At 53.1% G+C, this 12,375-nt stretch carries 6 protein-coding genes; 4 read left to right on the top strand and 2 right to left on the bottom strand.

Annotated features, from left to right (window positions below; genetic code table 11):
• The first annotated feature begins 69 nt into the window (after nt 1-69).
• Both VFE46_12530 and VFE46_12525 read left to right on the top strand, forming a co-directional pair.
• Nucleotides 70-540, top strand: a complete 471-nt coding sequence (locus VFE46_12530; GenBank protein HZZ28820.1) for a ferritin-like domain-containing protein — start codon at nt 70-72, stop codon at nt 538-540.
• Between the two features lie 104 nt (nt 541-644).
• Nucleotides 645-773, top strand: a complete 129-nt coding sequence (locus tag VFE46_12525) for a hypothetical protein (GenBank protein ID HZZ28819.1) — start codon at nt 645-647, stop codon at nt 771-773.
• 380 nt (nt 774-1,153) lie between these two features.
• On the opposite strand, the gene treY is transcribed toward VFE46_12525, so the two are convergent.
• Nucleotides 1,154-3,811, bottom strand: coding sequence for a malto-oligosyltrehalose synthase (gene treY / locus VFE46_12520; protein ID HZZ28818.1), 2,658 nt, complete (start codon nt 3,809-3,811; stop codon nt 1,154-1,156).
• Nucleotides 3,812-3,871: 60 nt separating this feature from the next.
• Nucleotides 3,872-7,291 carry a maltose alpha-D-glucosyltransferase gene (gene treS / locus VFE46_12515; GenBank protein ID HZZ28817.1) on the bottom strand — a complete coding sequence of 1,140 codons (3,420 nt, stop codon included), beginning with the start codon at nt 7,289-7,291 and terminating at the stop codon, nt 3,872-3,874.
• An 864-nt stretch (nt 7,292-8,155) separates the two neighbouring features.
• Here treS and treZ point away from each other — a divergent pair.
• Nucleotides 8,156-10,102 carry a malto-oligosyltrehalose trehalohydrolase gene (treZ, locus tag VFE46_12510; GenBank protein ID HZZ28816.1) on the top strand — a complete coding sequence of 649 codons (1,947 nt, stop codon included), beginning with the start codon at nt 8,156-8,158 and terminating at the stop codon, nt 10,100-10,102.
• Nucleotides 10,103-10,111: 9 nt separating this feature from the next.
• A complete protein-coding gene (locus tag VFE46_12505) occupies nt 10,112-12,169 on the top strand; it encodes an amylo-alpha-1,6-glucosidase (GenBank protein ID HZZ28815.1) in 2,058 nt (685 codons plus the stop codon).
• Nucleotides 12,170-12,375: the final 206 nt, after the last annotated feature.

Below are 12,375 nucleotides of genomic sequence, written 5' to 3'. Positions count from 1 at the left end.
TCTGGCTAGCCTCATACTCTTCGAATGGCCTAAGATTTGCTTCCCTGGACATGGCAAAGGAGATTACTCATGGCCGAACATACACCTAGTTCGAAAGATTCGTCGGAGATTACTCGCGAAAAACTGATCGATTTGCTCAATGAAGACCTGGCCCGTGAGTATCAAGCCATTATCGCCTACGTGGTTTATTCGCAGGTTTTGAAAGGCGCACAATATATGAATATTGCCGGCGAACTAAAAAAGCACGCCGGCGAAGAGTTACAGCATGCGTTAATAGTTTCTAAGCAAATCGATTATTTGGGTGGCATGCCGTCAGTACAGCCCAAGCCAGTCAAAACATCGGAAAAGGCAGAGGAGATGTTGCGGTTCGATTTAGAGAACGAAAGCGAAACGATTCGCAACTACCGGCAACGAATCCGACAATGCGAGGCACTGGGGGAATTTGCAATGGCCGAACAAATCAGAAAAATCCTGGTGAATGAACAAGAACACCAAATCGATCTGGCGACCGCATTAGGAATTGACGTCCCGAAGGTCTAAAACCCACTTAAACGAGTGGAAAGTTACCGCTTTGGAACACAGATTGCATCCCAATTGCCGCGTTATATTCATTCACGAAAAACAAAGCATTTTAGGAGTTCATCATGGAAATCCTTGCCTTAGCAGCTTTGCCTTTGGCCGCAATTGGATACTCGATTTTGTACTTGTTATTGGGCGGTGGCTTCGGGGGCGCGATACTCATTTTTATCCTGGCTAAAATGCTGGGACGTTAATAACACCAACAGAATTTCCGCAATCGAGCTGTAAATCAAGCCCAAGGAAGTCTTGAAAAGGAAAGAACGCATGCCTTCCAGCACCCACAAGCAATGGGGACTATGCATCTCGTGCAAGTGGTGGCAATTGGAACCGGAAGCAAAAGCCGAGCCGGCAACCGCGGGATATTGCATCGAAGAGACTTTGCAGCCATACCAACTGCGTATCACGGGTGACGGTGGATGTAATCTGTATATGGAAGGCGAACCAGCCCGAGGTAAAGGTTCCAGCGCAACGCCTCCTACGGCGAAGCCTGCACGCTAGATTCCGCTCAAAATCATCTCTGGCCACCGAAGTGATCCCTAAATTGCCAAAATGATCGCTTTTTGACCATTGATCATCACGATGCCCATAACAAAGCAACGGGAAAACGGTGCATCAAATTTGCTAAAGGAATAACGCCGCCTTCATAACATTCGCCGCTCAGAATATTGAGCCATGCTCCCGGAGGAACTTCAATGGCGGAGTCGCTCCATGATCCAGCCAAGTTGACATTCAGCCGTGGGACAATTGTCAGAATTTTCTCCGCCCGAACAAATGCCAGAATGTGGTCGGCCTTCGTCCCTTTGGCATAGGTGGGCTCGTACGAGCCCGATTCAAATAGTTCCGGCCGTTGCTTTCGCAAATTCAAGGCTTGCTTGATCAGCCATAATTTCGGCAAACCTGGGGCAGCTTGCGCCCAAATTGCTTCGGGCGACATTTGCTCCAAGTCATTTAGCAACTGCTGGCGGCGTAAAAAATCGACCGGCGTGCGGTTGTCAGGATCAACGAGTCGCAGATCCCATAATTCCGAGCCTTGGTAAATGTCTGGCACGCCAGGCGAAGTCAATTTAAGCAAAGTGTGAGCCAGTGAGTTAACCCATCCCAACGGAGCCAGCTCGGCCACAAGCGCCGCCATCGAGTTGCAAAAGTTTTGATCGGCCATTACCCCAACTGTAAATTCCGCCAATGCCTTTTCGTACGCTTCATTCGGCGCGGTCCATGAGGTTTGCTGTTTACTTTCCCGAGCTGCTTTCAGCAAATAAGCTTGCAGGCGATCGACTTCTATGGGCCACGCCCCGAACGCGGTTTGATAAAACAGATATTCCAGATTCCTGTCGGGTTGGAACTGCGTTTTGTACCGTTCGTTGTTGATCGCCCAGTTGCGCACGGCGGCCGCCCATCGTTGTGGAATTTCCGAAAGCAGCGCCAGCCGTAAGCGAACATCCTCGCCGCGCTTGGTGTCATGAGTTGTGGTGGCAAGCATCGTGCGCGGGTATCGAGCCAGCATTTCTAAATTTGCTCGATGAAAGCGCTCGGCAGAAACTGCAAACCGATTAGGCTCACTGCCAACCTCATTCAAGGCGACGAAGCGGTTGTAGCAATAGAACAGCGTATCTTCGATTCCCTTGGCAGTGACTGGGCCGGTGCTTTGCTGAAAACGCATGACCAATTCCGTTTCCGCCTGCCCACGCGCTTCCAGAAGCAAAATGCCGCGAAAGAAATCGAACAAATCAGAATCTAAATCGGGACGATTTGCTTTCGCGGCGTCAATCGCTTCATGGATGTAGCGGCGATCGGTCTCGCTCACCGTGCCTTTTTCCGCCTGCACATAGGTTCGATACACGCTGAGACAAGAAATTACTTCCCGCAGCATTGAATTCAATTCGCGACGAGTGTAATCACGATAGGCTGGCCGATTTTCGCAAATCTCCGCCAGCTGGCCAGTCAAGCGATTCAAATCGCTGGCAAACAAATCCCGCATGACCAAATGCTTTTTGTCGTGAGCCAACTTGGCGTAGTCGGTCGATTCGCCAGTAAACTCGGCATAAAACTCGGTTAGCGGCGTTTCGCCCTCGGGATCGATAAATACTCGCATCGCGCGATTCAAAAAATCATAACCCGTCGTGCCGGCGATCGGCCAATCCTCCGGCAAGGACTCGTCCGGCATGAGAATCTTTTCGGCCACAATCCATGCTTGCGGAGCCGCCTGTAACAAACGGGAACAATACTGCTGCGGATCGCGCAAGCCGTCGGGATGATCAATGCGCAAGCCGTCGAGCACGCCGCGCTTCAGCCAGTGCAAGACCAAAGCATGGGTATCGGCAAACACTTGCTCATCTTCCATGCGCAATCCCACCAGTGTGTTAATATCGAAGAAACGGCGGTAATCAAGTTCCTGTTTGGCCATCCGCCAAAACGCGAGCCGATAATTTTGCCGCTCCAGAAGATCGTCAAGTCGATCCGGGGACGCATTGATGTCGGCCAAAATCTTATCGATCACGGCCGCCCATTCCGGATGTGCAGCCAATTGCTCATCCAACATTCGGCGCAGGATTTCCTTGTCGCGATGCCTGCGACTAATGCTGCGTTGGTCGGTGCGATGTGCAGGAGGCAGGTGCTTGGCCACGTCGGCGGCGAACGACAGCAAGTCGGACCCGGTTTCCTCTGCTGCAGCCGCAAGAATGTCGTCCAACGATCGTGGCGCCATCGGCAGGAGATGTTCTTCATAGCGCACACGGAACGAGCCCGCCTCACGCTCGATACGAATTTTTCCGGCGGCAATGACCCGGCCGTAATGATCGCCGAGAATCGGAATGAGAACGCGGTTGTAAAGCGTTCTTTCTTGCGGTTCCCAATCGACGTCGAAGTAAGCCGCGTAGCGGCTCGACGGACCGTTTTCCAGCACGTCCCACCACCAGCGATTCCCGCTGTGCGAAATGCTCATGTGGTTGGGCACCACGTCCAGCATTTGGCCCAAGTGATGCTTCCCCAGCGTGTTGCAAAATTCATTATGCCCCAGGGTGCCGCCCAGTTCGGCGTTTACGCTTTGATGATCGAGCACGTCATATCCATGCGTGCTGCCCGGCGCGGCTTGCAAATACGATGAGCAATAGACGTGGCTGATGCCCAATGCCTCCAAATAGGACGCAATGGCCGCCGCCTCTAAAAATCCGAACCCCGGTCTCAATTGAAGCCGATACGTGCAACGCGGATGATAGGTTGCAGCATCGCTCATGGAGCACGGAGATTAAAAAAGTTCTGGGCAAAGTGCAGGCATTCGATCACGCCGGACGACTCACGGTTTTCCGCCCAATAGGTAAATGATTGCGGCCAACGGAATTTCCACCCAATCCGGACGATTATTCAACTCATATCCCATCTCATAAATCGCCTTTTGAAGCAAATAAAAATTCAACAGTAATTCGCGGTCCTTTGCCGCCGGGGGAAAAAATGCAGCGTTTCCAATGGTCGTTTGATAAGCCTGCAAGAAAGTGCCCACAATAGAAATTGCCCAGGCGGTTCCAGCGTGCTTTAGCGGCTCCGTAGTTTCCGGGGTGTGCAATCCAGCAACAGCCACATGATTGAAGCCTTGCGCAGCGGCATAATGAAACGAGCGGATCATGCTGGCGACATCTTGAAGCGGCGAACATTTGATGCGGCGCTCGGAAAAAGAACGGAGCGGTTCACCTTCGAAATCGATGATTACGAAATCTTTACCGGTGTACAATACCTGCCCGAGATGGTAATCGCCGTGGCAGCGAATTCGTTCGGCCACAATCCTGCCGGAAGTAATCGATTTCAGTTGATCCAGGACATGCTTTTCCTGATCCAATACTTGGCGACCGAGTTGCTGAGCCCGGGGCGAAAGATGGCTTAATCGCTTTTTCAAACGTTGCAGATTTTGCACCGCCGATTTTCGCGCAGATTGATACAGCGAACGCTGATAGAGTTGCGAGAATACTTCTGGCGCAAAGGTCGGCGTTTCCGGATCGGAAGCCAGAGCCTTGTGCATTTCTGCAGTGCGCTGCCCTAACAAAGTTGCCGCGTGCAGAAAACCGCTGGCGAGTTCTTGGATTGGCGCGGGAGAAGGCACGGCAGCGATCTCCCACAACGACTGATTCCCCAATCCCTCGGAACGGGGCCACCTTTCCATCGGCAGTGTCAAAACTTGCTCGAAATAGCGGCTCAAATTATCCAATGCGAACTGCCAGGCAGTTTCCGTTTGCGGCACGAAGACATTTAAAACTGCCAAGGTGAGCGGTTCGCTGCCTTCCGTTTCATATTCCAAAGCGGACAGCAACGGCGGCGTATGGGGAAAATTTCCATGTTCGACAAAAAACCGCCCGATTTCCAAATCCGGATTAACGCCAGGCTTGATCCCGCGAAACAATTTCAAAATGGCCTTATCGCCGTAAATAATTGAGGTATTACTTTGCTCGCCCTTAACGACCACTGCAGGCAAAGCTCCCATGTCCGCAGGCAAAAAAGTCCGCAGTGTAGGCAAATGAGAAACGGTAAGTTCGCCGGTTTGGCTCTTCCATCGACGGCGGCGATCCAAGGTATCCCACAGCGCGGCGGCAAACGCGGCGTCGCTCGTAGCATCGAAGACTACACCGGCTTGCTTGGTATCGCGCAGGTGAACGCGGAGTATGGCTGATTTAGGTGCCGCAGCAAGAAATGACTCCAAAGCATCTCCGGCAACAAAACCTAGCGGCAACAAATAGATTTCTGGCTCGCCATCGGTGTAATCTACTTGAGCCAACGCCAGGTATCTGGCTAGCGGATCTGCCGGCGAGTTGCCCAGCAGCACGGCGTTGGTAATGGTAACGTTCTGAATGGTTCGCGCTTTGCCGCTGAACCAACGTTGCCCGCACAACCAACCGCGCAGCGACGCTTCCAATTGAGTCTTCGCCCGCCCTTGAAAAATTTCGGCCCAATGCGCATGAACATTCGCGCGCGGCAGCCGATCTTCGGGCTTGCCGTCGGATTGCATACTAAGTTTTCCATCCGTGGGTGTTATTTCCGAGGGCGCTAGCGCAAACCAATAAAAGGCGTGCGGTCCCAGCGTGAGCAAATATGGCAGCTTGCCGATCGTTGGGAAGCGATTATGCCCAAACAACTCCACAGGCACCCGGCCTTCATACGCGGACAGGTCGAGTTCTACATACTGAGAAAAACGCGAAAGATTGGCCACGACCAATACTTGATCATCGTCCAACTGCCGCACGAAGGCTAGCACTTTCGCATTTTCTGGCAGCAGCAATTCGAGCGAGCCGCGCCCAAAGGCAGGATGCTGGTTTCGCACGGCAATTAACCGCTTCATCCACCACCACAACGATTGTGGATTGTTTCGCTGCGTTTCTACATTTACCGTTTCGTACAAATACTCCGGATCAATCACTACCGGCAAGTACAGCTTTTGCGGATTAGCTCGCGAAAAACCAGCATTACGGTCGGAGCTCCACTGCATCGGCGTGCGCACGCCGTCACGATCGCCGAGATAAATGTTATCCCCCATGCCGACTTCGTCGCCGTAGTAAATGACCGGAGTGCCCGGCAGCGAAAATAGCAAGCCCTGCAATAATTCGATGGTCCGGCGGTTGTTATTTAACAGGGGCGCCAATCGTCGTCGAATGCCCAAGTTGATCCGCGCTTGCGGATCGTGAGCATAAACTCGGTACATGTAGTCACGCTCTTCATCCGTGACCATTTCCAAGGTCAATTCATCGTGGTTTCGCAAAAACAAAACCCATTGGCAGTTGGCGGGGATAGGGGGCGTTTGCTGCAGAATGTCGACGATGGGAAATCGGTCTTCCATATGCTTGGCCATAAACAGGCGCGGCATGACGGGAAAATTAAAAGCCGTATGGCACTCGTCGCCATCGCCGAAGTAGGCAATGGCATCTTCTGGCCATTGGTTGGCTTCCGCCAGGAGCATGCGATCCGAAAACCGGGCGTCCACATAGCGGCGCAGCTCTTTCAAAAAAGCGTGCGTCTCCGGTAAGTTTTCGCAATTAGTTCCTTCGCACTCGAACAAATAGGGCACCGCGTCCAACCGCATGCCATCCACTCCCATTTCTAACCAGAATGAAACCGTTTCCAACAACGCCTTTCGCACTTGCGGATTCTCGAAGTTCAAATCCGGCTGGTGAGAATAGAACCGATGCCAGTAATATGCCTTGGCCACGGGATCCCATGTCCAGTTGGACGCCTCGAAATCTTTGAAAATGATTCGGGCTTCCTTGTATTTGTCTGCCGTGTCGCTCCAGACGTAAAAATCTCGCGCGGAAGAACCGGGCTTAGCGCGCCGCGCACGCTTAAACCATGGGTGCTGATCGGAGGTATGGTTCAATACCAACTCGGTGATCACTCGCAGCCCGCGTACATGGGCATCTCGCAAAAACGCTTTGAAATCTCGCAACGTGCCATAAGATGGATGCACGCTGGTGTAATCGGCAATGTCGTACCCATCATCCTTCAGTGGAGATGGATAAAACGGCAACAACCACAGTGCGGTAACGCCTAGGTCCTGCAAATAGTCGAGTTTGCTGGTCAGGCCGGGAAAATCGCCGACGCCATCGCCGGAACTATCGGCAAACGCACGCACGTGCACCTGATAGATAACGGCGTCCTTATACCAAACCGGACCACCTTCGACGGCGCCCCGATGTATTTCCGAGGCGAAGGCAGGTGCTGTGAGGGATTCCGGAGGCATAACCTATAAATCAATGCTTGTCGACCAGGCATTATAGACCCACCAAGCAAGCCCGCGAAGACCGCCGAAAAATTCTGCCAATTCAGCAGCGACCAAACATTCAAGTGTACGTCGGGGGAGAGGGGTCAGGGATAATTGCTAACCGCTGCGTGCCCGGGTTCGAGCGGCTTTCCGAGCAGAAGCGGACCGTTCGGCAGCCGATCGGGCACCCGCAGCGGCTCCGCCTAAGCGGCCGCCTTTTTTTGCCGCGCTTTTGTCGGTCTTGGTTCCACGACCGGAACCGCCCGGTTTTCGGCCGCCGTGAGTCATCTTATTTACGGTGGCCCAAGCGCGTCGTTCGGCTTCATTTTTTGGCGTTCCGCGATCCTCATAGCCTTCCTCAATATGCTCCGCCTGACGCTTTTGTTTATTCGTGTACTTAGATTTTTCTCCCCGGGGCATAACAACTTGCCTTTCTTATAGCAACATGATTCTTTCAGGGCCGAACTTGCCAACCATAAAGCGACAAAGCAATGCGGTCCATGCGATGCATCGTCGGAATATCCCAGTCCCATTCTCACATAGGTACCGGCGCCTGTTGCTATGCAGGTTTAATGCCGGATCATAGGGTTTTCAGTGTTGTGCCAATGCGATAGAAATAAAAGAATGAATTGGCTTAAGTGCGACCATTTTGGTTTTGAAAGCATCACATTTTTTACAGAGCTTTTAGTTCACTGAAAATACGCCAGACCCTGAAATCCACTCGCGTATAGCACTCGCGCCGTCAATTGGCAATAAGGGTTTGGCCCCGGCATAGCGTGTGCAAAATGGGAGAGCATAGAATTCCCGCCTTCCGTTTAATGATGGCGCCCTAGTCGCGTATCAATGCAAAAAACTATCCCCCAATTGCACGAACGCCGCCTTCCCGTGGGCGCGGAATGCTTGCCAGAAGGCGGGGTGCATTTCCGAATTTGGGCCCCAAAGCCTCGCCGCGTGTATTTGTCTCTCGCGCTCGATTCTGCACGTCCGAACGAAATGGAACATTTTCGAATGAAAACGGAAGGCACCGGCTATTACTTTCTGCATCGCGAGGACGCAAAACCGGGCATGCTCTATGGCTTCCGAATAGACAACCAGCCGAAGATTTTCAACGACCCGGCGTCTAGGTTCCAACCCCAGGGAACGACCGGACTATCCCAAATTGTAGATCCGCAATCTTTTGCGTGGTCAGATCACACCTGGAAAGGTTTGGGGCCACGCGGCCAGGTAATCTACGAGATGCATGTGGGTTCCTTTACCGCGAAAGGGACTTTCGAGGCCGCAGCGGAAGAGCTGGCGGAACTGGCTCGCATTGGAATTACTGTAATCGAAGTCATGCCCGTGGCGGAGTTCTCTGGGCGGTTTGGTTGGGGTTACGACGGTGTTTTGATGTTCGCGCCGACGCATTTGTATGGCACACCAGATGACCTTCGGCGCTTTGTCGACGCGGCTCATGCAGCTGGGTTGGGCGTTATTTTGGACGTTGTTTATAACCATTTCGGGAATGTCGACAATTACCTGGGGGTATTTGCCGATAACTTTAAATCCGCGGCATACCAAAACGAATGGGCCGACGCAATTAATTTTGACGGCCACAACTCAACCGCGGTGCGCGAATTCTTTACGGCCAATGCGCGATATTGGATTGAGGAATTTCATCTAGACGGCTTCCGTTTCGATGCCACGCAGCAAATCTTTGACAACTCCGACGAGTACATACTGGCCGCAGTTGGACGCGCGGCAAAAGAGGGCGCCGGCAATCGCACACTTTATCTCGTAGCGGAAAACGAACCCGAGGATGTCGCCGCGCTTAAACCGCCCGAGGAGCATGGATGGGGGTTGGATGGAATGTGGAATGATGATTTTCACCATGCAGCTCACGTTCAACTTACCGGCGCCAATCCAGCTTATTATTCCGACTTTTCCGGGACGGTGGAGGAATTAGCAGCTTCGGTGAAGCGGGGTTTAATTTATCAAGGCCAACATTCCCGCTGGCAAAACAAACGGCGAGGAACGCCAACCACCGGGTTGCCGGCGTGGGCGTTCGTCAGCTTTCTGGAAAATCACGACCAGGTCGCAAATTCACCAACGGGCCAACGACTTCACCAGTTAACCAGCCCAAACCGTTATCGAGCGATGATCGCGTTGTGGCTACTTATGCCTCAAACGCCGCTGTTTTTTCAGGGGCAAGAATTTGCCGCCTCCAGCCCGTTTCTGTTTTTTGCCGATTTCTCCGGCCAAATGGCCGCGGCAGTCGTTGCGGGGAGAGCCAAATTTATGTCGCAGTTTCCCTCGCTAAGCTCCCAGGAAGCGCAGCGCAAGTTGCCAAATCCAACCGATCCTGCAACCTTCCACCGCTGCAAACTGAACTTTGCTGATCGAGAAACAAATCGTCCCCTGTACGATTTGCACATCGATTTGCTGAAACTTCGCCGAGAAGATTCCGTGTTTTGCCGTCAACAGGCCGACGCCTTGGATACTGCGATTTTGAGCACCGACTGCTTTCTAATCCGCTATTTTGGCGGAGATGGAGACGATCGGGTGATCATCATCAATTTTGGGCAAAAGCTGAATTATTTCCCGATTGCGGAGCCGCTACTGGCGCCGCCTGCCGACCGCCGATGGCAATTGCTGTGGAACAGCAACGCACCACGGTATGGCGGCGCGGGCGCCGTCACTCAGGAAACCGAAGCTGGCTGGTCAATCGAGGGCGAATCGACAACCGTATTTCAAGCGGTTGGCACCAATCGTGCAGGTCTGGAAGGCGCGACAAACGCCGAATTTTCGAAATAGCAGCTGCAGATGAGCACCCAAATTCAACACCGAATGTATCGCCCTGCTCTCCGCGAGCGCGACCCGGAAGTTCTGGTGGGGCGCGAGTGGCTGGTTACCAATGGCTTGGGCGGATATGCCTCAGGCACCCCTGCGGGAACGTGCACCCGCCGCTATCACGGTTTATTGATTGCCGCACTGCCGGCGCCGCTAGGTCGGTTTTTGATGTTTAACCATTTGGCGGAGGAAATCAAGTTGGAAGATCGAAAGATCATCCGACTCGATGCCGACGAAGTTTCTGCCAGAGGTTTAACTTTACATGCCGGCAATCTAGTCGAGTTCCGCTTGGAATCAGGGCTGCCGGTTTGGCGGTATGAAGTGGGAGCTGTGGAACTCGAAAAACGCGTGCTCATGCCCCATTTGCAAAACACGGTGCACGTTAATTATCGGCTGCTATCATCTCCCGGCGGATTGCGCTTGCGATTGCGGCCTTCATTTCACTTTCGGCCTCATGAAGCGCCGGTCAATGGCGAGCTGCCCAAATCGTATTCGTTTACTGCGATGAACGAACGATTTGAGGTTCGCTCCGAAATCGCTCCGCCGCTCAAAATGGTCTTGATTGCGAATCGCTGCAACATGGTCTTGGACGGGCGTTTTCGCGAAATTCACTATCGGACCGAGCGCGCCCGAGGATATGAAGACACGGGCAAACTGTGGAGCCCCGGTTATTTCCGCGCGGATTTGAATCCCGGCGACGAGGTCACGCTCGTTGGTTCCACGGAAGATTGGGACACCATTTTAGCCGTCGAGCCCCATGCGGCGCAGGAATCAGAACTGCAACGCCGCGAACGATTGCTGTTTCAATCGAATCCAAAAGCACAGGAAGGCTTCGCCGCCGAATTGGTGCTAGCTGCCGATCAATTCATTATTCGGCCTACGACCCGTGTGGCAGATGTGGCCGTCGCTCATGCCGCCGGCGACGATGTGCGAACCGTGATTGCCGGATACCATTGGTTCACCGATTGGGGCCGCGACACGATGATTAGCTTGGAAGGCCTGACGCTGTTGACCGGTCGGCAAAGCGAAGCTGGTTTTTTGCTGCGCACATTTGGCCGCTATGCCAAAGACGGACTAATTCCAAATTTGTTTCCCGAGGGTGAAGCCGAAGGCAGGTATCATACTGCTGACGCCACTTTATGGTACTTTCACGCGCTGGAGCGTTACCTGCGTGCAACCAACGACACGGAAACGCTGTACGTTTTGCTTCCCACGCTGCACGATATTGTAGAACATCATGTGCTCGGCACCCGATTCGGAATTCATGTCGATCCGAAAGATGGGCTGTTGTCGCAGGGACAGGAAGGCTATCAGCTTACCTGGATGGATGCCAAGGTTGGCGATTGGGTCGTGACCCCCCGTCGCGGCAAAGCAGTGGAGATCAATGCGCTGTGGTACAACGCCCTGTGCTTGCTCGAACACTGGAGCCGCGCGGTGGGAAATGCAACCGCTGCCACAGCCCTGGCCGAGCGCATCGCTCAAACCCGGACTGCATTCAACCAACGGTTTTGGTACGACGCCGGAGGTTACTTGTACGATGTGATCGACGGTGAAAAAGGAAATGACACTGCCTTCCGGCCAAATCAAGTGTTCGCCATTTCCCTCGATTTTCCGGTCCTGGACGAATCGCGCTGGAAGCCGGTTATGGAATTGGTGGCCGAGCGATTGCTAACCCCCATGGGTCTACGATCGCTCGCTCCGGGGCATGCCGATTACAAGCCAACGTATGATGGCGATTTACGCTCCCGAGATGCCGCCTATCATCAAGGAACCGTGTGGGCCTGGCTGATCGGATCGTACATTGATGCCTGGCTTCGAATCTATCCGGGCCAGTTAAGCCAGGCGCGCAAGCTGCTGGCCGCTTTTGAAAGCCACTTGAACGAGTCTTGCTTGGGATCGATCAGCGAGGTTTTCGATGCTGAAGGACCGTACCATGCACGAGGTTGCATCGCGCAGGCATGGAGCGTGGCCGAAGTGCTAAGGAGTTGGGTCAAAACATCTTCCGCTAGCACCGCTGCTCCCAATTCTTGAAAGCCGACGGTTTTCGCTCAAAAGCGACATGGGCGATTTTTTCTAATTTTAACGGCCGAAATCCTGTCCTAACGTAAAGATACAGGGTTTATTCCTGTCAGCCTGGCGTAAGAAAAGGCTAAAAAACCGACGATTGCGAAGTGCTAAGGACGCGCTCACTATAAAACTACTCGTCGGACCGGCTATACTTATATATTCTCCTATTC

It is taken from the genome of Pirellulales bacterium (assembly GCA_035656635.1).
GTDB lineage: Bacteria > Planctomycetota > Planctomycetia > Pirellulales > JADZDJ01 > DATJYL01.
Note: the sequence above shows the minus strand (reverse complement) of the source record. Positions and strands in the feature narration are given on the sequence as shown.